Below are 25295 nucleotides of genomic sequence, written 5' to 3' on the forward strand. Positions count from 1 at the left end.
GAGTTTCGTGCGTGAGTGTCATGGACTTTTAGACTGTGCAACGTGTGCCCAGGTTCCCAAATGGTGTGGAAGTCTCACTAGCGGGGTGGGCGCTTTGGTTTCTACGGGGTGGCGCGTATCGCGGACTCGTGGTCGAGGAGGAAGCGTTTGGCCTCACTCCCGCCGCGGTAGGAGCCGATGGTTCCGTCGGCGCGCACGACGCGGTGGCACGGCACCACAATCGGCAGCGGATTGGTGGCGCATGCGCTTCCTGCCGCGCGCACCGCGCCGGCGCTGCCGGCCGCCCGGGCCAGCTGCGCATAGGTCCACCGCTCACCGAACGGAATGGTGGAGAGCGCGCGTTGGGCCCGGGCGCGGAAGGGAAGCGGTGAGGCAGTGGGGAGGTCGAGCTTCAGTGAGAAGCTGGTTCGTTGTCCCGCAAAGTATTCGGTGATCTGCCGGGCGGCGTCGGCCAGCGCTGGGCTTGGCTCCATCGCCGATAAATCGGGTGACTCGGTGCTGAAGTACACGTTGGTGAGGCCCGTGGAGCTGCCCACGAGGGTAAGCCGGCCCAGCGGGGATTCCACTGGCATCCACGTCTGCATGGTGCGAGAGTCCTTTCGTTCGCGCGTGGGCATCCAGGGTAGTCTATGAACCATGAATAACCCCGCCGTACGTGATGCCGCCCTGTTCATTTTTCGGGCTGTGCTGGGCACCATCTTCGTCGCGCACGGTGTGGACAAGATGTTTTTCGCCGGCATGGAAGAGACCACCGGACAGTTCTCTGCAATGGGTATCCCGCAGCCCCAGCTGTCGGCGTATTTGGCGGCGATCTCGGAGATGCTGGGCGGCGCCGCACTAGTCGTGGGGCTGCTCACCACCTTCGTGGCGGGCGCATTGGCCTTGCTGATGGCCTGCGCGCTGTACTTCGTGCACTTGGGCCACGGGCTGTTTGCCGCCGATGGCGGATTTGAATACCCCCTCGTCCTGATTGCGGGATTGCTCATGATCGTGGTGTTCGGCTCCGGCCGCGCCAGCGTCGATGGGGTGTTGAGCCGTGCTGACGCATGAGCAGGTCCAGGCGGCGATTTCCGCGCAGCTCGACGGTGAAGAGCCGCAGCTTGCGCCTGATGTAATTGAGGCGCACATCGCGCACTGTGCCGAGTGCGCCGCATTTCGGGACAAGGCGGCGGCCTTGTCCCGCTCCCTGAACTTCGTGGAACCAGACGGCGGAATGGCTCCGCCGAAGGATCTGTCTGACATCATTCTGGCCGGCGTAGAGCCGGAGTGGCAGCGCGCCTCGAGTGCCCGGCAGGCTTCGCTCACGCTGGCGCGCATCGCGCTGGGGCTGCTGGCTCTCGTGTTCGCAGTGTGGGCCGTGGTGGTCGTGGTGAGCGCCTCCGGACTGGCAACGACCGGCACGGAGGGCACCCTGGCTGCCGACGCCGACCCGGAGCGAGCCCGCTTGCTCATGGAGGCCGCCGCCTTGCGTTTTGCCTTGGCCAGCGGCCTGGGCTTCGCCGCGTGGCGGCCGGCGTCCGCCCCCGGTCTCATGCCGGTGGCCTGCACCATGTTCGCGTTCCTGTGCGGCTTTACCATGCGAGATTTCGCCCTGGGCACCGCCAGCGCCGGTCAGGTCTACATCTTGGTAGCCACCGGGCTGGCTACCGCGGCGCTGGGCTGGGCCTGGGCCGCCGACCGCGGGTTTGTGCCGCGCGAGGTCTTCCGGGGGCTAAGCGCCAACCCGCGCTAAGCCGCGGGCTGGGCGTAATCCTGGTTCACCGCCTGCTAGCGCCAGGAGGGCAGCCACATGAGGGACTGGTACCACGATTCCGGAATGGCATAGCCGTAGAGAATCGGGGAGAAGTAGATAAACATCGCCACCACCAGCGCGACGTAGCAGACCGCCACCACGGTGCCGACCGGGACCGAACCGCCGTAGAGGGAGCGGAAAAAGCCCCACTGCAGCTTGTGCCCGCGGCCGATCATCTGCCCCAGCGCCAAGGAAATTAAGACGATGACGAAGGGGATGAAAGCGGTGGCGTAGAAGAAGTACATCTGGCGGTCAAAGACTGTAAGCCACGGCAGGAAGCCCGCGGCCGCGCCGATGAGCGGGATGAGGAACGCACGGTTGCGGCGCACCAGCAGGGACCACAGGCCCCACAGCACCGCCGGGATAACCAGCCACCAGATGGCCGGGGTACCGAAGAGGAAAAGCATCTCGCGGCACGAGCCACCGCCCCGGCACGTGGCCTCCGTATCGGAGTAGTAGAGGATAGGGCGCGCAGCCACCAGCCATGCCCACGGCTTGGAATCCCAGGGGTGGTGATGCCCCGCCGAAGACGTCAACGAGGCGTGGAATTCCAGCACGGAGATGTGGTAGTGCAGCCATCCGGCTACCGGCTCAGGAAGATTGAGCAGCCAGGAACCGTCCTCAATCGTGCCGTCGACCTTGGCGTGGCGGTACACCGCGGTTTCGTCCGCAAACCATGCGCGCCACGACCACACATACAACACTGCGGGGAGGAGGACGAGGGAGGCCAGTGCGGCAGGCGTATCGCGGAGCAGGGTTCCGGTGACGTAGCGGCGCACCCCGTAAAGGCGGCGAAGGGCGAGATCAGAGAAGACGCTCATGAGGCCGAAGAACATGATGTAGTACAGGCCGGACCACTTCACCGACAACGTCAGCCCCAAGAAGATGCCGGCGGCAAAACGCCACCAGCGGAAGCCAAAGCGCGGACCAAACGGAGAATCCCCCATGCTGCCGTTGAGATAGGCCGCGTGCAGGCGCTCCCGCATCTGCTGGTGGTCACGCGCCAAGGACCAGGCGGCGGCGACGACGAAGAAGACCTGGAAGATGTCGAGCATGCCGAACTTCGAGGACACGAGCAAGACACCATCGCACACGGCGATAAGACCGGCCAGGAAGCCCACCTGCCAGGAACCGGAGACGCGGCGCGCTAGCGCCATGGTCAACAGCACCGTGCCCACGCCAAAGAGCGCTGTCATAAAGCGCCACCCCAGCGGGGTGTAGCCAAAGACGGCCTCCGAGATGGCAATGATCTGCTTGGCCAACGGCGGGTGGACCACCAGGCCGTAGCCCGGGTTGGTCTCGATTCCGCCGAGGAACAGGTTGGTCCAACTCGTCACGATGTCCCAGGCCTGCGGGACGTAGTGCTTCTCATCGAAGACCGGGGTTCCGTCAGAAACGCGGTCGGTGAGACCGACGTAGCGCGTAATTAACGCCAAGAGTGCTATCACCAGCGTGCTGATGGTATCTGCCCTGCCCCACACATAAGGGCGGGGTGCCGGCGGTGCTGGGCGTGGGTGCTCGCCGCGCTGCACGGGGCGGGCGGCGCGGTGGGGAGCGGGGGACGTTGCGATACTCACCCGGAAGAGTCTAGCGTGCGCCGCCGACAGGGTGTGCCATGCTGGGGTGTATGAGTATTCAGCTTGATCCCCTGCCGCGCGGTGTCATCCTTGCCGCCACTCCCTTGGGCAATCCGGGTGATGCCTCTGCGCGTCTCATCCACGCCCTGGCGAACGCCGATGTGGTTGCAGCGGAGGATACGCGGCGCGTGCGGAACCTCGCGCAGGCATTGGGCGTAGAGATTCGCGGCTCGGTGGTCTCCAACTTTGACCACAATGAGGCAGAGCGTTCGCAGCGGTTGGTGGAGCAGGCTCGTACCGGCAGTGTCTTAGTGGTCACTGATGCCGGGATGCCGTTGGTGTCGGATCCCGGGCACTCCATTGTCTCCGCCGCGGCTGCAGCGGGTGTGCCGGTGACCTGCTTCCCGGGGCCGTCGGCAGTGCCTACGGCGTTGGCCCTGTCTGGGCTGGGCGTGGGGCATTTTCTTTTCGACGCCTTCCCGCCCCGCAAACCCGGTCCGCGAGCGGCGTGGTTGGAGTCGCTGGTGGGGGAGCGCCGTGCCATCGTCTTCTTCGAATCCCCGCACCGCGTAGCGCAGACGCTGGGCGACGCCGCCCGGATCCTCGGCCCCGACCGCCCCGCCGCCGTCTGCCGCGAGCTGACCAAAACCTACGAAGAGGTACAGCGCGGCACCCTGGGGGAGCTTGCCGAGTGGGCCCAGGACAACGCGCGCGGTGAGATTACCGTTGTTATCGAAGGCGGGGCGGCGGAGCCGGCCTCGCTGGAAGAACTGGTGGCACAGGTCGTGGCCGAGGTAGGGCGCGGGGTGCGCGCGAAGGAAGCCTGCAAGCACGCGGCGGCAGGCACCGAGTGGTCCAACCGTGAGTTGTACGATGCGTATCTTGCCGCCCGCGACAAGGAGGCTGAGCAGTAGGGAGGCCGTGTCGGTGTCAGTGGTCGTATGTGGTGACCCGAAAATACGCGACTGTTACGAAATTGTTATAGATTTCAGCTGTGAGTAGCCTGCCAGTGCTCGTAAAATCCGCCGCTATCTGCGTCATTTACGAAAATGCGGGAGAGGAAAGCGGTATAGGGGGAGGCGCTGGCATGGCGCTTATGCGGTGAAAGGGCGTGGACTTGTGCCCGTTTCGGTTTGACTCGCTGCGGAGATGTTACCAAAGTCAGGTCTATGACAGACTCGACCAATAGTGACAATGTAAAGGATGTGGGTTCCTCGCCCAGCGTTCCCAGTTCGCACACTGACCGCACAGACTACGAGACCGTCGACGAGCGCCTTGAGGCGGCGTCCGCCACGAGTCAGCTCCAGGACATGCTGTCCAACAAGGATTTCAATCCTGCGGCCGCCCCGGCCGTGGAGGAGCAGTACGACGAGGACGAGGAGTTCGGCCCTGGCGGCATCGACTCGCCCATTGATTGGGGCATCGTAGGTGTCGCTGGCATCCTGGTTGCCGCCATTGTGGCGTGGGGCCTTGCCGCTCCCGACAACTTTGGCTCTTTTGCTAGCGATGCTCTGAACTTCGTAGTCACTGACTTTGGTTGGGCATACGTGCTGTTCGGCACCGTCTTTGTGGTCTTCGTGATCTACATTGCCTCGTCCAAGTTCGGCACCATCCGTTTGGGCAACATCGACGAAGAACCTGAGTTCTCCACGGTGTCCTGGATTGCGATGATGTTTGCCGCCGGCATGGGCATTGGTCTGATGTTCTACGGCGCCTCCGAGCCGCTGAACTACTTCAAGAACGGCGTGCCGGGCCACGGCGAGCACGAGGTGGGGACTTCCATGGCCACCGCCATGTTCCACTGGACGCTGCACCCGTGGGCTGTCTACGCCATCGTGGGCCTGGCCATTGCGTACTCCACCTTCCGTATTGGCCGTAAGCAGTTGCTGAGCCAGGCCTTCGTGCCGCTCATCGGACAGCGCGCCGCCGACGGTGCGGCAGGCAAGATCATTGACATTCTGGCCATCTTTGCCACCGTCTTCGGCACCGCCTGCTCCCTGGGCCTGGGCGCTACCCAGATCCAGGCCGGCCTGCAGGCCTCCGGCATCATCCAGAACCCGTCCCAGGGTGTTGTCGTCGGCATCGTCCTGGTCCTGACCCTGGCCTTCATCCTCTCCGCCATGTCGGGCGTGGGTAAGGGCATCCAGTACCTGTCCAACGCCAACATGATCCTGGCAGCACTGCTGGCCATCTTCGTGTTCATCCTGGGCCCGACGGTCTCCATCCTTAACCAGATCCCGGGTTCCATCGGTAACTACCTGGCCAACTTCACCGAGATGATCGCCCGTACCGCGGAGTCCAACAACGGCACCGCCGGCGAGTGGCTGTCCACCTGGACCATCTTCTACTGGGCATGGTGGGTGTCCTGGTCCCCGTTCGTCGGTATGTTCCTGGCACGCATCTCCCGCGGTCGCTCCGTGCGCGAATTCTGCATCGGCGTGCTGCTGGTTCCGGCTGGCGTGTCCACCATCTGGTTCGCCATCTTCGGCGGCACCGCCATCCACATGGAGCAGAACGGTCAGTCCATCTCCGGCGACTCTTCCGAGCAGGAGCTGTTCAACCTGCTGCACAACCTGCCTGGCGGTTTCATCGCCGGCATCATCGCCGCCATCCTGCTGGCCACGTTCTTCATCACCTCGGCCGACTCGGCGTCGACAGTCATCGGCTCCATGTCCCAGTCCGGCGCCACCACCGCTAAGCCGTGGCTGTCCGCCGCGTGGGGCCTGCTCACCGCAGCTGTTGGCCTGACGCTGCTGCTGTCCAGCGAGGACTCCCTGTCCAACCTGCAGAACGTCACCATCGTGGCAGCGCTGCCGTTCCTCTTTATCGTGGTGGGCCTCATGTTCGCCATCTACAAGGATCTGAGCAACGACGTCATCTACCTGGAGTACCGCGAGTCGCAGGCCTTCCAGCGCAAGCTGGCCCGCGAGCGCCGTCTGCACCGCGAGTTCCAGCGCGAGCAGGCCTACAAGGCCCGCCGTCACCACCACAAGCACAAGGCTTAATCAGCCCGCGCTTGTCCGCTAGGCCCTAGAAGCCTAGCCTGCATCAATCACCCCCTCACTGTGTATACGGTGAGGGGGTGTTCGATAGAGTAGAGGCCATGACTGAGACAGTTGTCGTTAATGTTGCTTGGCCCTACGCCAACGGACCCCGCCACATCGGACACGTGGCGGGTTTCGGCGTTCCCTCCGATGTGTTCGCCCGCTTCCAGCGAATGCGTGGCAAGGACGTCCTCATGGTCTCCGGTACCGATGAGCACGGCACTCCGCTGCTGGTGCAGGCCGACAAGGAGGGAGTGACTGTCCGCGAGCTGGCGGACCGCTACAACCGCCAGATCGTTACCGACCTGGCTGGTCTCGGCCTGTCTTATGACCTCTTTACCCGCACCACCACTCGCAACCACTACGCGGTGGTGCAGGAGCTGTTCAAGGGCCTGTACCAGAACGGCTACATGATCAAGGAGACCACTAAGGGTGCCATCTCGCCCTCAACCGGCCGCACCCTTCCGGATCGCTACATTGAGGGCACCTGCCCCATCTGTGGCGCCGATGGCGCGCGCGGTGACCAGTGCGATGAGTGTGGCAACCAGCTGGACCCGATCGACCTCATCAACCCCGTGTCCAAGATCAATGGCGAGACCCCTGAGTTCATTGAGACCGATCACTTCCTGCTCGACCTTCCCGCGGTCAAGGATGCCCTGGAGGAGTGGCTGAAGACCCGCGAGGACTGGCGCCCCAACGTGCTGAAGTTCTCCCTCAACCTGCTCGAGGACATGCGCCCGCGCACCATGACCCGTGATATCGACTGGGGCATCCCGATTCCGGTCGAGGGCTGGCAGGACAACGGCGCGAAGAAGCTCTACGTGTGGTTCGACGCGGTGATCGGCTACCTGTCCTCCTCCATCGAGTGGGCACACCGCACCGGCAACCCGGAGGCGTGGAAGCAGTACTGGCAGACCCCGGAAGCCCGCCACTACTACTTCCAGGGCAAGGACAACATCACCTTCCACTCCCAGATCTGGCCCGCCCAGCTGCTGGGATATGCCGGAAAGGGCGCCAAGGGCGGTGAGCTGCACACCTACGGCGAGCTGAACCTGCCCACGGAGATCGTCTCTTCCGAGTACCTGACCATGTCTGGTTCCAAGTTCTCCTCCTCCAAGGGCGTGGTTATCTACGTCAAGGACTTCCTCAAGGAGTTCGGTCCGGACGCGCTGCGGTACTTCATCTCCGTAGCCGGTCCGGAGAATAACGACACGGACTTCACCTGGGATGAGTTCGTCCGCCGCATCAACAACGAGCTGGCCAATGGCTGGGGCAACCTGGTCAACCGCACGGTGTCGATGGCGTACAAGAACTTCGGTGAGGTCCCCGCCCCGGCCGCGCTGGAGCAGGCCGATACGGACATCCTGGCCCTGGCGGAGGAGACCTTCGCTACCGCTGCAGAGTTCCTGGAGCAGTCCAAGTTTAAGCAGGCCATGACGGCCATCATGCACGTGGTGGGCGAGGCCAACGCGTACGTCGCCGCCATGGAGCCGTGGAAGCTGGCCAAGGATGAGACGCAGCGCGAGCGCCTGGCTACCGTCCTGTGGACGGCGCTCCAGGTGGTCTCGGACTGCAACGTCATGCTCACCCCGTTCCTGCCGTTTACCGCGCAGAAGGTGCACGAGACGCTGGGACGAGAGGGCGAGTGGGCAGCGCAGCCGCGCATCGAGGACGTGGTGGACGACATGCCCGTTGAGCTCGTCGGCGTGGGACTGCCGCCGGAGAACCACCCGTACCCGATCATCACCGGTGACTACTGCGCGCAGCAGGCCTCCTGGCAGCGCGTGGACGTTGCCCCGGGCACCCCGCTGCAGAAGCCGAAGCCGCTGGTGGCCAAGCTCGATCCGGAGCTGGGGGAGACCGGCCCTGAGTGGGCGCCTGTTCAGAAGTAGCCGCGGAGGCTAGTAGTGTCCTCATCTTCGGCGCGCAGGATCGCGCCCGCACTCGCATTTGCCGTCGTGTGTCTTACGGCGGTGAATCTGCGCTCCGGCATCGCCTCGGTGGCGCCGGTGTTGGGGCAAATCCAGGACTTCTTTGGTATTAGCTCCGGGCAGGCCGGCCTGCTGACCGCATTGCCGGGACTGTGCTTTGCCGTCATGGGGTTGGCGGCCGTACCGATTGCCCGCCGGTTGGGGCTAAGCCGCACCCTGGCGCTCGGCTCGGTGGCGCTTGTCGCGGGCTTGGCGCTGCGCCCCTGGGTGGGAAACTTTGCGCTCTTTGTTGCGCTCACCGTCTGCGTGGTGGCGGGCATTGCGCTGGCCAACGTGTTGCTTCCCGCGTGGGTGAAGCAACATGGCTCGGGCCGCTTTCTGGTGGCGCTGATGACCACCTACACCACCATGCTGGGCGTATCCAGCGCGGTGGGGCCACTATCTGCCGTGACCAGTAACTCGTGGCAGTCGGCGCTGTGGATCTGGTGCTTGCCGGCCGCCGCGCAGCTGGCGGTCTGGCTGGTTATCCTGCCGCGCGCGGGCAAGGACGTCGCGCACGGTGCGGTCGACGGTGCGGAGGCCCCGCGGCCTATCTACACGTCTGTGACCGCGGTGGCCATGCTGTTCTTCTTCGGGCTGCAATCCACCATGGCCTACGTCCAGATGGGCTGGTTGCCGCGCATGCTCGTGGAGAAGGGCGTGGGCGAGAACACTGCGAGCGTCGCGCTTGCCGTCATCGGCGTGTTCAACATCGTCGGTGGTGTGGTCATGCCGTGGCTCATCGCCCGCCTGGACCGCCTGGCGCCCGTGCCCGTGGTGCTGGCGCTGAGCACGTGCGCCGGCTGGGCCGGGGTGCTCTTGGCCGCGGAGCACGCCCCGCTGGTCTGGGCCACGCTGCTGGGCATCGGCGGAATGTGCTTCCCGCTCGCCTTGGCGCTGCTGACCGCCCGCACTCGTACCGCGCTGACGACGGCGCGCTTATCCGGGTTTGTTCAGCCGGGCGGCTATATCCTGGCCGGTCTCGTGCCGCTACTGGTGGGAATGGTGCGCGGTGTTACCGGAAATTGGAACGCCGTGCTCATCGGGCTCATGGTGCTCACGCTCGGCATGCTGGTCGCCGGCCTGCGGGCGACGAAGCACGTGTATATCGACGACGAGCTCGCCGGCGCCCACTAATAAGCCCGCTTCCGCTACCAGGGCACGCCCTGCTAGGAGCGGTCGAAATCGCGCTGCAGGTGCACCAGGCCCAGGCGCTGGCCGTCCTTGGTGTGGATGTTGGGCATCCGGCCGGTCTCCACAAAGCCGAACTTCTTGTGTAGCGCCAGCGATGCTTCGTTGGTGTCCACGATGTAGGTGATCATGGTCTGGACGTAGTCGTTGTCCTTGGCATGCTCCATGAGCGTGTCCATGAGCTCCCGGCCCACGCCTTTGCCGCGCGCGGACTCGGCGATGTAGATGGAGTCCTCCGCGGTGCCGTAGTAGATGGCGGGGGTGACGAACTGGAAGTAGGCGGCCCAGCCGACGACTTCGTCGTCGTGCACGGCGACGTATACGGGGTAGTCGTCCTTGTCCATCTGGGCCAGCCACTGTTCGCGGTCTTCAACGGATTCCTGCCACGTCACCAAGTTCGCCGCGGGCTTCGCGGCGGAGGCGGCGTTGTAGATGGCGGCGATCGCGGGGGCGTCGTCAAGCACTGCGGGACGAACGTGCATGATTCTCCTTAAACCATGAGCTGCAAATGGGTGAGGTCGAGCCAGCGCCCAGCTTTGCGGGTGACTTCCTGGAACGTACCTACACTGGCAAAGCCGAACTTTTCGTGCAACTTGATGGACGCCACGTTGTCGGCCACGATGAGTGCCAGCAGCGTATGGACGTTCTCCGCCGCGCGGGCGTGGGACACCAGGGCGTCGAGCAGGCGCGTGCCCACCCCGCGTCCCTGTGCAGCGGGCTCGAGGTAGATGGTGGTGTCGTAGCAGCCCACCCACACTTTAGGGTCGCGGTAGGGGTGGTAGAGCGCCCAGCCCAGATAGGTGCCGTCGTCGGCGCAGGCGATGAAACAGGGGCAGCTGTCGCGGCGCAGCTGGTGGAGGTGTTCCGTGCGCTCTTCCACGGTGGCGGGATCGGTGCGAAAGATGTAGGAGGACTACACTCGCAGCCATGTCCAAGAAGAAGCCACGCCCCACGCCCGTGCCCGCCGAGGGCCTGAGCCAGCTTATCGACGCCCACACGCACCTCGCCTCCTGCCGCGATGCCGACGCCGACCTCGTGGCCCGCGCGCACGACGCCGGAGTGGAGCGCCTAGTCACGGTGGGTGACGGCCTGGCAGAGGCTGAAAAGGCCCTGGCCGCCGCCCACGAGTTCGACAACGTGTTTGCCGCCTGTGCTATCCACCCGACGAAGGCGGGGGAGTTGGATGAGGCGACGCGGGCTCGCCTGAGCGAGATGGCCGCCGACCCGCGCTGCGTGGCCATCGGTGAAACCGGCCTGGACACGTACTGGATCCACCACGAGCCGGAAACCACAGCACCCCTGGAGGTCCAAGAGGAAGCGCTGCGCTGGCACGCCGAGCTGGCAGCCAAGGTGGGCAAGACGCTCATGATTCATAATCGTGAGGCGGACGAGGAACTCCTGCGCATCCTGGGGGACTGCGCTGAGCCGCCGACGGTGATGCTGCACTGCTTCTCCTCGCCGCTTAAGGTGGCCAAGCAGGCGCTGGAGCGCGGATTCGTGCTGTCTTTCGCCGGCAACGTGACTTTTAAGCGCAACGAGGAGATGCGCCAGGCCGCAGCATTAGCGCCAGCGGGCCAGGTGCTCATCGAAACGGATGCGCCATATATGACCCCGGAGCCCTTCCGTGGCGCGCGCAACGAGCCGTCCCTCATCGGGCACACCTACCGCTGCGTGGCCGAGGCGCGTGGCCAGGCGGTAGAAGATCTGGCCGCCGAAGTTCAGGAAACCTTCGGCCGGGTATTCGGTGTGTGACGATCTTCACTTTGGGAAAACGCGCTGGCCACCGGTGGCGGGCGTGCCTGTTGTGACGAGAGTGTTGCCAGTGCATGCGGCGTGGGATTACTCCTCGATCGCTTGACGCTGTTACCGTAATGTTATTCAAAGTTGCCCGGCCCCTGTTACGGCTAGGGCGCGCGAATCTTCGCGCCTTCACCAGATGCCGGCTAAAGCCCGGCTCTTATCGTTGTACAGAAGAGTAAGAGGTTTATGTCCCCGAAGAAGCAGATCAAGCGTATTAATCGCTCCCGCTCCTTGCCGCTGCGCGTGGCAACCGGCGGCGTGTTGGGCACGCTCGCCGTGGGCGGCGTCGTAGCCGCTGGTACCCAGAAGGACATCACGCTGGATGTCAACGGCGATACCACCACGCTGGCTACCTTTGCCGGCGATGTCAACGGTGCGCTGGAGGCCGCCGGCGTCAGCGTCGAGGGCGACGACGTTGTGTACCCGGCCCTGACTGAGAAGGTGGCCAACGGTGACTCCATCACCGTGCGCACCGCCAAGCCGGTCGCCGTGACCATCGATGGCGTACAGAAGCAGATGTCCTCCACCGACCTCACGGTGTCGGACCTGCTTAACGGCCTGGACGGCGTAGTGCCGGGTGCGGCGGTAACCTCCGGGGAGAAGGCCGTAGACGAAGACGAGGTGGTGACCGAAGGAATGGATATCGAGGTCGTCTCTCCCAAGATTGTCAAGGTCTCCGATGGCGGCCGTGTGTCCTACGCCAACGTGGCGGCTAAGGACGTCAAGGGCGTGCTGGAGGCCCGCGGCATCACCGTGGACAAGGATGACCGTGTCAGCCCCAGCCTGGACACCAAGGTCACCCCTGGCATGGCCATTACCGTGGACCGCGTCGAGGTGAGCGAGGAAGAAAAGACCGAGGACTTCGACGCGCCCGCTAACTACGTCGATGACCCGGAGCTGGAGGAAGGTACCGAGGAGGTCCGCGAGGAAGGCACTCCGGGCTCGCGCACGGTGACCCACAAGATTGTCAAGGTCAACGGCAAGGAAGAGTCCAACGACGTCATCAAGGAAGACGTCCACACCGAGCCCGTCGCCGCCCTTATCGCGCGCGGCACCAAGCCGAAGTCCACCGCACCGGATGTCGCTGCAGGGTCTGTCTGGGATTCCATCGCGCAGTGCGAGGCCACCGGCAACTGGTCCATCAACACCGGCAACGGCTTCTCCGGCGGCCTGCAGTTCACCCCGTCGACGTGGGCATCCTTTGGTGGCACCGAGTACGCGCCGGAGGCGTGGCAGGCCAGCCGCGAGCAGCAGATCGCCGTGGCTCAGAAGGTGCAGGCAGCTCAGGGCTGGGGCGCATGGCCCGCCTGTACCGCCAAGCTCGGACTGCGCTAAAGCTTCGTCAGCTTTGTCAGCTTTGTCGCGGCGCGTATTAGTCTGGAAGACATGACACAACCCCACCTGCTGGGCCCGGTGGAGATCCGTGAGCTCGCTGCCGAGCTCGACGTGACTCCGACGAAGAAGTTGGGCCAGAACTTCCTGCATGATCCCAACACGATCCGCCGCATCGTCGCCGCCGCGGAGCTCAGCCCCGAGGACCGCGTGGTGGAGGTCGGCCCCGGCCTAGGCTCGCTTACTCTGGGTCTGTTGGGGGAGGTCGAGCACGTGACCGCCGTGGAGATCGATCCGCGCCTAGCACAGAAGTTGCCCGACACCGTCGCCAAGCGCGCCCCAGAGCAGGCTGATCGCCTGAGGCTGGTCCACAAGGATGCGCTAGCCGTCGAGCCGGGTGAGCTTGGTCAGCCCACCGCGCTCGTGGCAAACCTGCCCTATAACGTCGCGGTGCCTGTGCTGTTGTACCTGCTGGAGCTCTACCCCTCGATCCGTCGCGTGCTCGTCATGGTGCAGCTGGAGGTAGCAGAGCGCCTCTCCGCCGCACCGGGCAGCAAGGTCTACGGCGTGCCCAGCGTGAAGGCAGCCTTCTACGGTCCGGTGCGCCAGGCCGGCACGATTGGCAAGAACGTGTTTTGGCCAGCACCCAAGATTGAGTCCGGCCTGGTGCGCATCGACTGCACCCACCCGTACGACGACGCGCTACGTGAGCAGCTCTTCGCGTTGGTTGACGCCGCCTTTGCGCAACGCCGTAAGACCCTGCGCGCGGCCCTGGCCGGGCACTATGGCTCCGCCGCCGCGGCCGAGGAAGCGCTGCGCGCAGCGGATATCGATCCGCGCCTGCGCGGCGAGAAGCTTGCGGTGGAGGACTTCGTGCGTCTGGCGGAGAACTCATGAGCCGCCTGTGGACTGCGCGCGCACATTCCAAGGTCAACCTGCACCTCGGCGTCGGTGACGCCCGCGAGGACGGCTTCCACGAGCTGGCCACGGTGTTTCAATCGCTGGAGCTGCACGACGAGGTCTCCTTCACCCCTGGCCCCGAGACCGAGATTGTGGTTACCGGCCCGCACGCCGCTGGTGTTCCGACCACGCCCGACAACCTGGCCTGGCGCGCGATCACTGCAGTGGCAGAGACCCTGGGCAAGCCGGATGCCGCCACCGGCACGCTGCGCCTGACTAAGAACATCCCCGCCGCCGGCGGGATGGCGGGCGGTTCGGCGGATGCCGCGGCAGCGCTACTCCTGGCCAACCAGGCCATAAGCGAAGAGATCGGCTGCGCCCCCGTGGCCCACAAAATCCTCTACCGCATCGCCGCAGACCTCGGCTCGGACGTGCCTTTTACGCTCATGGGCGGCACGGCCCTGGGCCGCGGCCGCGGCGAGTTGCTTACGCAGATGCTGGCGCGCGGGAACTACACCTGGGCCATCATCACGAACGCGCAAGGCCTGTCCACCCCGAGCGTATTCCGAAAGCTCGATGAGCTGCGCGCCGCCGGCCGCGGCAGCTCCCCGCACCTCGACACCGAGGCGGTGGGCAAGGCGCTGGTAAACGGCAGCCCGCACGAGCTTGCGGCGGCGATGCACAACGACCTGCAGGCAGCCGCGCTGTCCCTGCGCCCCGACCTGCGCAAGGTGCTGGATACGGGTGAGGCCGCCGGCGCGCTCAAGGGCATGGTGTCCGGCTCTGGCCCAACGTGCGCCTTCCTCTGTGAAGATACGGATACCGCCCACGAGGTGGTAGCCCAGGTATGCGCCGATAACCGCGGCACCCGCGGACTGGTCACCACTGGTCCCGCCAGTGGCGCAGCGTTGGTGGAGTAGTCCCTGGCCCGGTAGCGCTGATCTAGTTCTGGGGCATGCGCCGCGAGGCACTAAGATGGACTCTCGTTATGGCGAACCTCATTAACCTGGAAAACGTATCCAAGTCCTTCGGCCTCAAGACCCTTCTCAACGGGGTCTCCCTCGGCGTTCAAACGGGGGACCGGATCGGCATCGTCGGCGTCAACGGCGGCGGTAAGACCACCCTGCTGGAGGTCCTCACGGGGATCGAGCCACCGGATCAGGGGCGCGTGTCCCACAACTCGGACTTGCGCATGGCGGTGGTGACCCAGCGCTTCGAGCTGGACCCTGCCCTTACTATTTCCCAGGTCATTATTGAGCCGCTGGGCTTAGAGACCTTCGAGTGGGCGTCCAACGCCAAGGTCCGCGACGTCCTTGGCGGCCTCGGCATCGTGGATCTCGGGCTGGAGACTCCCGTGGGTTCGCTGTCGGGCGGTGAGCGTCGCCGCGTGAACCTGGCTGCGGCCTTGGTCCAGGACTTAGACATCGTGGTGCTGGATGAGCCCACTAACCACCTCGACGTGGAGGGAGTGCAGTGGCTAGCCCAGCACCTGCTGGACCGCAAGCTAGCCGTGGTCGTGGTGACGCACGACCGCTGGTTCCTGGACACCGTGGCCACCACGACGTGGGAGGTGCACGATGGCGTGGTGGATGCCTACGAAGGCGGCTACAACGACTGGACCTTCGCCCGTGCCGAGCGTGCCCGTCAGGCCGATGCCATGGAGCAACGCCGCCAGAACCTGGCGCGCAAGGAGCTGGCCTGGCTGCGCCGCGGTGCGCCGGCGCGAACCTCGAAGCCGCGCTACCGCATCGAGGCCGCTGAGGCGATCATCGCCGACGTACCCGCGCCGCGCGACAAGGTTGAGCTCATGGCCTTCTCCAAGCAGCGCCAAGGCCGCGTGGTGATCGAGCTGGAGGACGCCACGGTGACGACGCCGGACGGCCGTACCTTGGTGGACCACCTCACGTGGCGGCTGGCGCCGGGCGAGCGCATTGGTCTTGTCGGCGTCAACGGCTCCGGTAAGACTACTTTGCTGCGCGCGCTCGCCGGTGAGGTGTCGCTGGCTGCCGGCAAGCGCATCGAGGGCAAGACGGTGCGCCTGGGCTGGCTGCGGCAGGAACTCGATGACTTGGATCCGCAGCGCCGGCTTCTCGACGCCGTGGAGGACGTCGCCACGTACGTCCAGCTGGGCAAGAAAGAACTGTCGGCCTCCCAGCTAGCGGAGCGCCTGGGCTTTTCCGCCAAGCGCCAGCGCACCCCGGTGGGCGACCTCTCCGGTGGTGAGCGCCGCCGACTGCAGCTCACCCGCGTGCTCATGGCCGAGCCGAACGTGCTGCTTCTCGACGAGCCCACGAACGACCTCGACATCGATACCCTCCAGGAACTGGAGTCTCTCTTGGACTCCTGGCCGGGCACCATGGTGGTCATCTCGCACGACCGTTACCTCATCGAGCGTATTGCGGATAACACCTACGCCCTCTTCGGAGATGGCAGGTTGACGAACCTGCCCGGCGGCATTGAGGAGTATCTGCGCCGCCGCCAGCAGATGGAGGCCGGTGCCGGGCGCGGTCCCATTGACCTGGGAGAGAAGTCTCCGGCAGGGGAGGACTCGGCCGATGCCGCCGACTCGACCGACACTGCCGGCACTGCCGGCACGGCTCCCGCGAAGCGCCTGAGCTCTCAGGAGGAGCGCGAGATCACCAAGAAAATGAACTCCCTGGAGCGCAAGATGGCCAAGCTGGACGCGCAGACGGAGAAGCTCAACGCGCAGATGGCTGAGGCCGCAGAGAAGATGTCCTCCGGCGAGGGCGATTCCGCCGAACTGGCCCAGCTCGATGCCGATGTGAAGGCCGTGGCCGGCGAGCGCGAAGAGCTCGAGATGGAATGGCTCGAGCTAGGGGAGAAGCTGGAAGGCTAGCCAAAAAGCGCGGCGATACCCAGCATGGCAGGCAGGGAGAGAAACGTGGTGAGGAAGACCGTATCGCGCGCCACGGTTTCTCCCACCTGGTAGGTCGCGGCGTAGTTGTAGACGTTCTGCGCGGTGGGCAGCGCCGCCAGAATGAGCGCTGCGTACAGCTCGTTGCCGCCCAGACCCAGCGCCAAGCCAGCGGCGAGAGCGATGGCCGGCATGCCGACGAGCTTGAGTGCCGTCGCGGTCAGCGAAGGCAGACGGTCGTGGGCGAGGAGGCCCTCGCCCTTGAGGGACGCTCCAAAGCTCATGAGAATCATGGGAATGGAGGCGCCACCGAGGATTTCCAGCGGAGCCATGATGACCTCAGGCGTCTGCCAGCCCGCGGCGGAGACAATAAATCCCAGCACGGCTGCAACGACGACGGGGGCGGTAATGCCTGATACCACTGACTGTGTAACTGAACGCAGGCTCGTTCCCTGGGCGTTGAGGCCAGCAATGATGAAAGGGGAGAGCACCGCCATCTGCAGCACCAGCGCAGGGACGACAAAGGTGGCATCACCGATGACATAGGTGGCAATGGGAAGGCCGATGTTCACGGAGTTGTAGTAGCTAGAGGCCGCAGCACCAGCCATGGTCTCCGCGCCGCTGCGCCGGAAGAACAGCAGGCTCAAGAGCGCGTAGAGGCACATGGTGGCCACCGATGCGATCGCGATAACCGCCACCACGGGCGAGGCGAAGGCGGAGGTATCTGACTTCGCCACGCTGGAAAAGATCAGCGCCGGCGTCGCCGCCCAGAACGCCACCCGGTTGAACTGGAGTCGCGCTTCTCCTTGGCCAATCACGCCGCGGTGCGCCAGCACGAAGCCCACCCCGATGACCACGAAGATGATGGCAAAGCCTGTTAACACGTCCAGCACGAGTGACTTTCCTTTCGAAGTAGGGAGTTGCGGCAGCGAGTACAGCGAGTCAACGAGTAAAACAGCCCCGAAGAGGGCAAAACAACTCCGGAGAATAACAATGCCATATCGAATTCCCGGGCAGACAGTGAGACCGCTTCCCAGCTGCGGCGCAGGTGTGGCACGGTAGAGGTCATGAATGCATTCCGTCGTGTTTCCCGTCTCACTACTTCCGCTGTAGCCGCAGCCGTCGCGCTCAGCGGCGCCACCGCGGCCCAGGCTCAGGCCCAGGACCTCAATCAGCTGTCCTCCCAGGCAACCCAGCAGATCAACTCGCTGCAGATCGAGCTGCCGGCGCAGGCCTACGATCTGGCGCAGCAGTACAACGTGCAGCTGCCGGACTTCATCAAGAAGCCGACCCCGGCCGTTGCCGGTGAGTTGGTCACCGCCACCCACGATCACCTGATCAAGCAGGGCCACCACGATGACGCTAATGCCAAGAACATTGCGCAGGAGTGGGCTAACCAGGCCGCTGCCGGCCAGGTGACTTTTGAGGGCAACGCGGGCGATGGCCTGACCCACCTCGAAGAAGGCACCGGCAACATTTACAAGCTCACCGTGTCTGAGGCTCAGGACCGCGTTAACTGGCTCAACCGCGATGTGCCGGTGACGAAGTCTGACGGCACCGGCTTCGGCGTTGCCCAGTCCTTCGACGGCACCTACGTCTACGTGGCGGAGTACTTCTTCAACAAGTAGATAGCCACGCTACAACCTGCCTGTCGCGCCCCAGACCACGCATTTCCTGTGCTTGAGCCGGGGCGCAGCGCGTTTTCTACAGACGCGCTACAGTGGGCGGCATGATTTTGATCAACGTACAGTTCCACGTCAAGCCCGAATACGCTGAGACCTTCCTCGATGAAATCGATTGGTACACCTCCGCGTGTGCTGCTGAGCCGGGCTGCATTGACTTCAAGTGGTTCCGTGATCCGGAGGATCCCCAGCGCTACTTCCTGCTGGAGTCCTACGCTGACGGCAAGGATGTCGACCATGTCAATACCGACCACTTCAAGCGTTCCTGCGAGGAGCTGCCGAAGTACCTCGTGGAGACCCCGAACATCATCAACACCCACATCGACGGCAAGACCGAGTGGGACAAGATGGCTGAGTTCTCCGTTGAGTAATTCCGGCGGTCACCACACCGGCTAGACGCCTACACGAAGGGGCGCCGCACACAGTGTGCGGCGCCCCTTCTGTCATTTCCAGGTTTCGTTCCTCTGCCTTAGCCGCAGCGGGAGGTGAGGTTCTTGTCGTCGTTGACGTACTGCTCGAGCGCATCCTCGAAGGCGTCCGCGTAGAGACCCGCACCCTCGGGCATCGGGTGAATGCCGTCGTCGTAGACCATCTCGGGGTGCTCCTGAGCAATGCCGCACCAGTCGGCCACATAGACGTTGTCGTGCTCGCGGGCAGTGTCGATGATTTCCTGGCGTGCCGGAACCATCCACTCGCGGTCGCCGTTGGGCAGCGCCATGATGACGGTACGGTCGGGGCCGATGATGTCGAGCATTTCGTTCATCTGGTTGTCCAGGGACGCGCCGTTAGTGCCCAAACCAATGAGCACCGTGGAGCGCAGCTGGCCGGAGTCCTTGAGAGCCTGCAGAATCGGGATGACGGCGGTGTAGTGGCGGGAGATAGCCGCGTCGATGACGATGCCCGGGAACCTCTCATTCAGTCCCTCAGAGGCCGCGAGCATGACCGAGTCACCCACGGCGTTCATCTCGGCGCCGGTCGGCATCGCGCGCTTCGGCGCTGCCTCCGTGGTCGGCGGCTGCGTCGTGGACGGCGCCGGGGCAGCGGACTCGGCAGCCTGCTGATTCGACTGCGCCATGCGCTCCAGCTCCTGCTCCAGCTCCGTCTTATCGTTCGACGTCACTAGGCCGTAGCCAACTCCCACCAAGGACAGGATGACGAGCACCGGCACCAGCGGCCACATGGTTTTGCCAAAGCCTTCCTTGAGCTCGTGCAGCGTCGGGCGTGCCGCCCAGAACCCGCGCCACGTCTTGAGGTAGCCGCCGCGGCGGAAAGGGTTCTCCACGAATTGGTAGGAGATTTCCGCCAGCACGAAGGAGAGGGCGAGTGCAATGAGTCCGAGGACCCACCCGGGTGCGTCAAACAGCTCCCGCAGAATCATCACGACCGGCCAGTGCCAGAGGTACAGGGAGAAGGAGCGCTGGCCCAGCCACCGCATCACCCGGGTGCTGAAAATCCACTTCAGCGGGCCGGCCTCACGCACGGTTCCCCAGATCATGGCCGCGCCCAGAACACTGGTGAGGACCAAGCCACCGCGGTAGGTGAAGTCGAGGTCTGCACCCATCATGAACAGCTGCACAACGTAGGCAATCAGCGCCAGGGCGCCCACCGTTCCAGCGAGACGACCCTTGCTGCGTGTGGGCCAGGAATCCGCCCGCGGGTCGTTGGCCGGGGAGGTCAACAGGAAGGACAGGAGCGCGCCGATGAGCAATCCGAAGGCGTGGGTATCGGTGCCGTAGTACACGCGCGTGGGGTCCTCACCCGGCACGAAGAGCAGCGCCATAGCGACGGCAGAAGCCACAGCCAAGAAGATCGCTAGTGCACTAGGCAGGCGCTTGGGCTGGCGCCGCGAAATCACAAAGGCACCATAGGCCAACAGTGGCCAGATCAGGTAGAACTGCTCTTCCACGGCCAGGGACCAGTAGTGAGCGAAAACCTGTACCTCATTGGGGGCGAAGTACGTCTGGCTGGTGGCAATTTGCGTCCAGTTGTTGACAAAGAAGAAGGTGCCCAGGAACTGCTCGCGAATGCCCACGGCGAGATCGCCGCCAATGGCAGACACAATGGCCGTACACACAATGAGCACCACGAGCGCAGCGGGAAGGATGCGGCGGAAACGCCTGATCCAGAAGTCCTTGAGGCTGATGCGTCCCGAGACGTTGAATTCACGAACAAGCAGGGACGTAATGAGGAATCCGGAGAGGACGAAGAACATGTCCACGCCCAAGTAGCCGCCGGGGAGGAGATCACCAAAGAAGTGATAGATCACCACGGCCAGAACGGCGAGACCACGCAGACCGTCCAGTCCTGGGACCTGACGCAAGCGTGCGCGGCGCTCTCGCTTTACCGCCGCGGACTCCTTCGGCACAGCCAGAACGTCAGTGTGGTGGTGCGCTTCCGGTGGGGCAGCAGGTACCGCTGCGGGCTTGGCTGCCGGGGCTGGAGCGAATGCCTGCGGTGCAGCTTTAGGCTCTGTCGGTTGCTGGCGCGCAGGGTGGCGCTGTTCCCGCGTGGGCTTGGAGGCCTTGAGCTGCTTGGAGGACGGCGTTCCCACGGACTGGGAGCGTCGCGCGAGCGCCTGAGCGATCTCTTGGTCAGAGTGCGGCTTCTGTGCTGATGGCGTTGCCGGTGCCGCCTGCGCCGACTGTGCCGTGGGCTTGTGTCCCGACTGCGGCTGCTGCGGAGCTTGTCGCTGCTGTGGCGCTTGGCGCTGCTGCGGCGGCTGCTTGACCGACTGCTGAGCGGTCTTCGGCGCAGAATCCTGGCGGGGTGCAGAAGGCTTTTCGGACGCAGGCTTGTGCGGTGCGGGGCGCTGAGGCTGCTTCTGCTTCTGTGCGGGCGCAGGACGCTGTGCAGCCGGCTGCTGTGTCGCTGGCTTCGTGGTCGGCTCCTGCTTGGGGGCCGACTTCTTTGGCTCGGGGCGCTGTGAAGCACGTTGCGCGGCAGCTGCAGAAGCCGCGCTTGCCGACGCCACCCCGGCAGCACTCGCCGCCGCAGTTGACGGCTTCGGCTGTGGGCGCTGAGGCTTCTGCTGCTTCTGCGGGGCAGCTGGCTTTGCCGGGGTCTGCTTCGGGGCGGCTTGCTTGGGCTGCGGCTGCGACTGTGGCTGTTTGGGAGCCGGCTTCTGTGCCGGCTTCGCGGGTGTTGTGGCCTGGAGGCGCTGGGCCTTCTGCTGTTTTTGCTGAGCAGTTGGCTTTGCCGGGGTCTGCTTTTGAGCAGCTTGCTTGGGCTGCGCTTGTGGCTGTGGCTGCTTGGGTGCCGGCTTCTTCGGCTCTGGTCGTTGTGCTTGTGCCGGCTTCGCGGGCGTCGTGGCCTGGGGGCGCTGAGGCTTCTGCTGCTTTTGCTGAGCAGCTGGCTTCGCCGGGGTCTGCTTCTGAGCAGCTTGCTTGGGCTGCGTCTGCGACCGCGGCTGCTTGGGGGTCTGCTTCTGTGCCGGCTGTGCGGCCTTGGACTTCTGCGATCGTGCCGGGGTGGTGGAGGGGCGGGGAGTACGAACTGCGGAAGCGTCGCGGCGTGGCTTGCGTCGGGATGCAGGAGTGCCGCCGGGCTTGGGCGTCGTGGAATCGTCGCGAGTCTTGGCTAGCTTGGCTTTCTTCACGGCTGAAGCCTTGGGCAGGGCGCCGGGAACGAACTCCAGAGAATTGTCGCGGTCGCGGTGCGGCTTCGGTGCCGCAGGCTTGCGGGATGGGTGCGGTGCAGCCTTGCCGCTCTTTGTGGCGGCTGGCTTCGCAGAGGGCTTCTTCGCCGCCGGCTTCTGTGCGGCGGGCTTTTGTGTAGAGGGTGTAGCGCCCTTAGTCGGCGTCGACGCTTTAGCAGCAGGTTGTGCTGGGTTCTTCGCAGCGGTCTTCGCCGGGGTAGCCGCCGCGGTCTTGGCGGCTGCCGGGGCAGGGGTGGCCGGCTTTGGCGAGGGGGCCGGGCGCGTCGCGGATGTCGCCGGTTGCGTGGGGTGTTTTGTCGTCGGCTTCGTGCGCCTCAAAGGGCGAGGCAATATCGACTTCAAGAGGTTCTTCACAACTCACTCCACAAACGAGCATCCCGGGCACTGAACTTCGGTAATACTACTCCCCAGCCCAGTGAGGGACGCGAACGTGCTAGGTCTGCGTGTTAGAAATATAAGTATTAGTTGACGTCGGACTCGCCCAGTAGACGGCGCAGAACAACGCTGACGCCGTTGTCTGTATTTGCGGGGGCGATGATGTCCGCTACTTCCTTCAGCTGCGGGTGAGCATTCTCCATCGCCACGGCGGTGCCGGCAGCGCGAAGCATCTGCAGGTCATTGAGATAGTCACCAAAGGCCACGGTGCGGGAAATGGGGACGTCGATAAGCTCCGCCAACTGCGTGAGTGCTGCGCCCTTGTCCACATCACGCGCCATGACGTCGAGCCACACCTTGCCGGAAATTGCCACGTTGTCGTTCGGCACCGCCCGCGAGATAGGGCCATAGATGTGTGCTTCCGTGCCGGCCGCACAGAAAATGGCGATCTTGATGATTCCCGTGTTGGGGACCACGTCCAAGGAAGGGACCCACGTGACGGCCTTGTAGTACTTGGCAATCTCTGCGCGCGCGGTGGCGTCAGCGTCCTCGGCCACAAAGGCGGTCTCCGGGGTGCACAGCACGGTGGTGTGTGGCTCCGCGATGTCAGCCGCGGCGGCGCGAGCGGCGGCCACCGTGTCCTCATCAATGGGGGAGGTGGCAATGAGATTTCCAGCGTGGACCACGACGCTGCCGTTTTCTGCAATAAATGTGCCCCCGTTGGGGAACATGTCCTGCAATGTGGCCAGCTGGCGGCCCGAGGCCGGCACGAGCTCGCAGCCGCGCTGGGCGGCGAGGGCGGAAAGCTCGGGGAAGTCAGCGGGCAGCTGGCCGTGGGCGTTAAGAAGCGTGCCATCCATGTCGAGGGCTACGAGCTGAGGGAGCAAAAACACACCGTCCTGAACAGAAATATGAGGTAGCCGGAAGCTTTGTGATGTGGAACACTGGTGCGTATGACTACGACTGACCCAGTACTCGTTTCCGTACGTAACCATACCGGAGTACTCGAGCTCAACCGCCCGCAGGCGCTTAATTCCCTGAACCCGGAGATGATCAACATCATCCGTCGCGCCCTTGAATCATGGCGCGAGGATCCGGCTATCGAACAGGTGCTGATCCATTCCGCTAGCCCGAAGGCATTCTGCGCGGGCGGGGACGTTCGCCACGCGCGCGAGGGGATCGAGTCTGGTCAGCTCGAGGCCGTCGATGAATTCTTTGCCACGGAGTACCTCACCAACGGCGATATCGCGGAGTTTCCTAAGCCCTTCATCGCGGTCATCGATGGTGTGGCTATGGGCGGCGGATTGGGCATCTCGCTGCACGGCTCGCACCGTGTGGTCACCGAGCGTGCGTTTGCCGCCATGCCGGAGATGAACATTGGCTACGTCACGGACGTCGGCGTGGCATTTGCCGCCCAGCGCATGGTGGGCACCCGCGGGGTGGCCTCCCCAGGCTTGGCCAAGTTCTGGGGGTTGACCGGCTACCGGATGTACGCCGCGGACATGCTGTGGACCGGCGTGGCTACACACGTGGTCAAGGACGCCGGGGCGTTTATCGACGCCACACTTGCCCATGGTATCGATTCCGCAGTAGCGGAGCTTGCCCTCCCCGCGCCCGCCGAGCCCGCGCCGCTGGCGCAGGTCGCCCACGACCTAGAGGAGACCTTTGCGCTGCCCACTTGGGAGGAGATTTCCGCGGAGCTGGATAAGCGCCCGCAGATTGGCGGTGAGGTCCGCCGGCTGATGGAAAGAGCGTGCCCGGCGTCGGTGGTGGCGGCCAACGCACTCTTCGAGGCAGAGGCGCAGCTGGAGGACATCCGCGAGGCGCTGCTGCTCGAACTCAAGCTCGGCATGCACATGTACCGCCGCCCCGACTTTGCCGAGGGCGTGCGCGCAGTCCTCGTGGACAAGACCCACGACGCGCAGTTTGCCCCCGGTACTACCGCGGAGGTTGACCCGGAGGAGTTTCGGGCTGTCCTGAAGGCTTAGGTTGAACGCCTAGAACTGATTGCGCAGGCGCTGGTAGGCGGCGCGAGCGCGCTGTTCGTCCACGCCCGGCGGCACCGGTACCTCGAGCGTTCCTTGCGTGGCCGCAGGGGTGGGCGCGGGAAGGCGGAACGCTGGGGCGTCGGACAGCGCGAGCCCCTGGCGCGAATCCGGCAGGCGCACCGGAATGAGCGTCCACAGGTTGGTGATGGGCATGGCCAGCTGCGGCAGGCGGCTGCGGCGGGCGACGGCAATAGGAACGCGTGGGCGCAGTAGTTCCGGCACGGCGTGGTCATAGCCAAAGCGGCGCAGGTTGGCCGCGGCCGCTGCCGCGGGGCTGGCGGAGAAAGCACGGTCGGCCCAGGCCCAGGTAAACGTGTCGCCGCTGAGCGTGGCGATGAGATGGGACATGACCGTCACCGAACCATGCGCCGTGGTCACCACGGTGCGGGCCGAACCGGGATCGAGGTCCGCGGTGAGCTGCGGGAAGCGCGCCTCAAGGAAGAAGTTGTGCTCGGCGGCGAGGAAGTGCGCGTCAGCCAACACGTCGCGGGCAGACAGCCCGCCCGGCAGATCGGCGATATGGGAGCCGTCGAAAAGCGCCAGCGAATCCCGCTGCGCGGCAGGAATGCCCAGGTAGTTTGCCAGCCCCGCCACCGCGCGCCGCTCATCGACCATGCCGCTGTGCTTTTCCAAGCCGGCCAGGATGCTGGGGCGCGGATCCGGGTAGATGTCGAGGACGTCCACTGCCACGAGTGCCTCGTGTTCGCCCTGCGCCACCAGGACAGCGGGGCGATTGTCCACCAGGCGGCGCGCCAGGCCCCGCACGAGGTCGGAGTCCGGCTGCGGGGAATTTTGGGAGGAGTCTTTCAGGGCAGTTGCCCAGTGGAACTCGCCGTCCTTGAGAACGGCGAGGCGCAGGCCCTGAAAGTCGCTCACGCCGCGATCCGAAGTAATCCGGACCGTGGCAGCCTGGTCCAGCACGGAGGGGTCACTGGGGCCGTCGAAGTTGACCTCCACGCTGGTGACCCGGCCAAGGCGGTCTGAGAAGGCCAGATCCACCCCGGCTTGGATGAATGCGCAGTCCGAATAGGTGCTCATCGCGGTATCCATGACT

The 25295-nt window shown here is 64.8% G+C and carries 22 protein-coding genes; 14 read left to right on the plus strand and 8 right to left on the minus strand.

Annotated elements, in window-relative coordinates; genetic code table 11:
• Positions 1 to 101 precede the first annotated feature (101 nt).
• The gene (locus tag ACKFR8_RS00565) at positions 102 to 617 is read right to left on the minus strand and encodes a methylated-DNA--[protein]-cysteine S-methyltransferase (RefSeq protein ID WP_296132062.1); all 516 of its coding nucleotides are present in this window, start codon (positions 615 to 617) and stop codon (positions 102 to 104) included.
• 19 nt (positions 618 to 636) lie between these two features.
• Between ACKFR8_RS00565 and ACKFR8_RS00570 the strand changes: the two genes are divergently transcribed.
• Positions 637 to 1050, plus strand: a complete 414-nt coding sequence (locus tag ACKFR8_RS00570; RefSeq protein WP_296132059.1) for a DoxX family protein — start codon at positions 637 to 639, stop codon at positions 1048 to 1050.
• Entirely contained in the window at positions 1037 to 1732 is a 696-nt protein-coding gene (locus ACKFR8_RS00575; RefSeq protein ID WP_408930293.1) for a zf-HC2 domain-containing protein, read from the plus strand. Before ACKFR8_RS00570 ends, ACKFR8_RS00575 begins: the two co-directional genes overlap by 14 nt.
• A 35-nt stretch (positions 1733 to 1767) precedes the next feature.
• Here ACKFR8_RS00575 and ACKFR8_RS00580 read toward each other — a convergent pair whose 3' ends face one another.
• The gene (locus tag ACKFR8_RS00580) at positions 1768 to 3324 is read right to left on the minus strand and encodes a dolichyl-phosphate-mannose--protein mannosyltransferase (RefSeq protein ID WP_408930955.1); all 1557 of its coding nucleotides are present in this window, start codon (positions 3322 to 3324) and stop codon (positions 1768 to 1770) included.
• 95 nt (positions 3325 to 3419) lie between these two features.
• Between ACKFR8_RS00580 and rsmI the strand changes: the two genes are divergently transcribed.
• The 4 genes from rsmI (at position 3420) to ACKFR8_RS00600 (ending at position 9520) form a co-directional block, all read left to right on the plus strand.
• Positions 3420 to 4283, plus strand: coding sequence for a 16S rRNA (cytidine(1402)-2'-O)-methyltransferase (rsmI, locus tag ACKFR8_RS00585; RefSeq protein WP_408930294.1), 864 nt, complete (start codon positions 3420 to 3422; stop codon positions 4281 to 4283).
• Between the two features lie 255 nt (positions 4284 to 4538).
• Positions 4539 to 6374: a BCCT family transporter gene (locus ACKFR8_RS00590; RefSeq protein ID WP_408930295.1), complete on the plus strand. Its 1836-nt coding sequence runs from the start codon at positions 4539 to 4541 to the stop codon at positions 6372 to 6374.
• A 98-nt stretch (positions 6375 to 6472) separates the two neighbouring features.
• Positions 6473 to 8305 carry a methionine--tRNA ligase gene (metG, locus tag ACKFR8_RS00595; protein ID WP_408930296.1) on the plus strand — a complete coding sequence of 611 codons (1833 nt, stop codon included), beginning with the start codon at positions 6473 to 6475 and terminating at the stop codon, positions 8303 to 8305.
• Between the two features lie 15 nt (positions 8306 to 8320).
• Positions 8321 to 9520: an MFS transporter gene (locus ACKFR8_RS00600; RefSeq protein ID WP_408930297.1), complete on the plus strand. Its 1200-nt coding sequence runs from the start codon at positions 8321 to 8323 to the stop codon at positions 9518 to 9520.
• A 32-nt stretch (positions 9521 to 9552) separates the two neighbouring features.
• Here ACKFR8_RS00600 and ACKFR8_RS00605 read toward each other — a convergent pair whose 3' ends face one another.
• Together ACKFR8_RS00605 and ACKFR8_RS00610 are read right to left on the minus strand one after the other, a co-directional pair.
• Positions 9553 to 10056, minus strand: a complete 504-nt coding sequence (locus ACKFR8_RS00605; RefSeq protein ID WP_296132041.1) for a GNAT family N-acetyltransferase — start codon at positions 10054 to 10056, stop codon at positions 9553 to 9555.
• 8 nt (positions 10057 to 10064) lie between these two features.
• Entirely contained in the window at positions 10065 to 10454 is a 390-nt protein-coding gene (locus ACKFR8_RS00610) for a GNAT family N-acetyltransferase (protein WP_408930298.1), read from the minus strand.
• Between the two features lie 47 nt (positions 10455 to 10501).
• Here ACKFR8_RS00610 and ACKFR8_RS00615 point away from each other — a divergent pair, with 47 nt between their 5' ends.
• From ACKFR8_RS00615 to ACKFR8_RS00635, 5 genes are all read left to right on the plus strand, one after another.
• A complete protein-coding gene (locus ACKFR8_RS00615) occupies positions 10502 to 11326 on the plus strand; it encodes a TatD family hydrolase (protein ID WP_296132034.1) in 825 nt (274 codons plus the stop codon).
• A gap of 234 nt (positions 11327 to 11560) precedes the next feature.
• Positions 11561 to 12709: a transglycosylase family protein gene (locus tag ACKFR8_RS00620; RefSeq protein ID WP_408930299.1), complete on the plus strand. Its 1149-nt coding sequence runs from the start codon at positions 11561 to 11563 to the stop codon at positions 12707 to 12709.
• A gap of 42 nt (positions 12710 to 12751) precedes the next feature.
• Positions 12752 to 13603: a 16S rRNA (adenine(1518)-N(6)/adenine(1519)-N(6))-dimethyltransferase RsmA gene (gene rsmA, locus ACKFR8_RS00625; RefSeq protein ID WP_408930956.1), complete on the plus strand. Its 852-nt coding sequence runs from the start codon at positions 12752 to 12754 to the stop codon at positions 13601 to 13603.
• Positions 13600 to 14526: a 4-(cytidine 5'-diphospho)-2-C-methyl-D-erythritol kinase gene (locus ACKFR8_RS00630; protein ID WP_408930300.1), complete on the plus strand. Its 927-nt coding sequence runs from the start codon at positions 13600 to 13602 to the stop codon at positions 14524 to 14526. The genes rsmA and ACKFR8_RS00630 overlap by 4 nt, the downstream gene beginning before the upstream one ends.
• Before the next feature lie 68 nt (positions 14527 to 14594).
• Positions 14595 to 16463, plus strand: a complete 1869-nt coding sequence (locus ACKFR8_RS00635) for an ABC-F family ATP-binding cassette domain-containing protein (protein WP_408930301.1) — start codon at positions 14595 to 14597, stop codon at positions 16461 to 16463.
• Here the strand turns inward: ACKFR8_RS00635 and ACKFR8_RS00640 are convergent.
• On the minus strand, positions 16460 to 17374 hold the full coding sequence (locus tag ACKFR8_RS00640) for an AEC family transporter (protein ID WP_408930302.1): 915 nt from the start codon (positions 17372 to 17374) through the stop codon (positions 16460 to 16462). The genes ACKFR8_RS00635 and ACKFR8_RS00640 overlap by 4 nt on opposite strands.
• 174 nt (positions 17375 to 17548) lie before the next feature.
• Here ACKFR8_RS00640 and ACKFR8_RS00645 point away from each other — a divergent pair, with 174 nt between their 5' ends.
• Positions 17549 to 18109: a hypothetical protein gene (locus tag ACKFR8_RS00645; RefSeq protein ID WP_296132018.1), complete on the plus strand. Its 561-nt coding sequence runs from the start codon at positions 17549 to 17551 to the stop codon at positions 18107 to 18109.
• Positions 18110 to 18210: 101 nt separating this feature from the next.
• On the plus strand, positions 18211 to 18534 hold the full coding sequence (locus ACKFR8_RS00650; RefSeq protein ID WP_408930303.1) for a putative quinol monooxygenase: 324 nt from the start codon (positions 18211 to 18213) through the stop codon (positions 18532 to 18534).
• 98 nt (positions 18535 to 18632) lie between these two features.
• Here ACKFR8_RS00650 and ACKFR8_RS00655 read toward each other — a convergent pair whose 3' ends face one another.
• Complete coding sequence (locus ACKFR8_RS00655; RefSeq protein WP_408930304.1) at positions 18633 to 22136, minus strand: acyltransferase family protein; 3504 nt, start codon at positions 22134 to 22136, stop codon at positions 18633 to 18635.
• Between the two features lie 143 nt (positions 22137 to 22279).
• Positions 22280 to 23086 carry an HAD family hydrolase gene (locus tag ACKFR8_RS00660; RefSeq protein ID WP_408930305.1) on the minus strand — a complete coding sequence of 269 codons (807 nt, stop codon included), beginning with the start codon at positions 23084 to 23086 and terminating at the stop codon, positions 22280 to 22282.
• A 60-nt stretch (positions 23087 to 23146) separates the two neighbouring features.
• On the opposite strand from ACKFR8_RS00660, the gene ACKFR8_RS00665 reads away from it, so the two are divergent.
• Complete coding sequence (locus ACKFR8_RS00665; protein ID WP_408930306.1) at positions 23147 to 24181, plus strand: 3-hydroxyisobutyryl-CoA hydrolase; 1035 nt, start codon at positions 23147 to 23149, stop codon at positions 24179 to 24181.
• 9 nt (positions 24182 to 24190) lie between these two features.
• Here ACKFR8_RS00665 and ACKFR8_RS00670 read toward each other — a convergent pair whose 3' ends face one another.
• Positions 24191 to 25279 carry a DUF6882 domain-containing protein gene (locus tag ACKFR8_RS00670; protein ID WP_408930307.1) on the minus strand — a complete coding sequence of 363 codons (1089 nt, stop codon included), beginning with the start codon at positions 25277 to 25279 and terminating at the stop codon, positions 24191 to 24193.
• Positions 25280 to 25295 lie beyond the last annotated feature (16 nt).

It is taken from the genome of Corynebacterium axilliensis, from assembly GCF_046097495.1.
Classification (GTDB): domain Bacteria; phylum Actinomycetota; class Actinomycetes; order Mycobacteriales; family Mycobacteriaceae; genus Corynebacterium.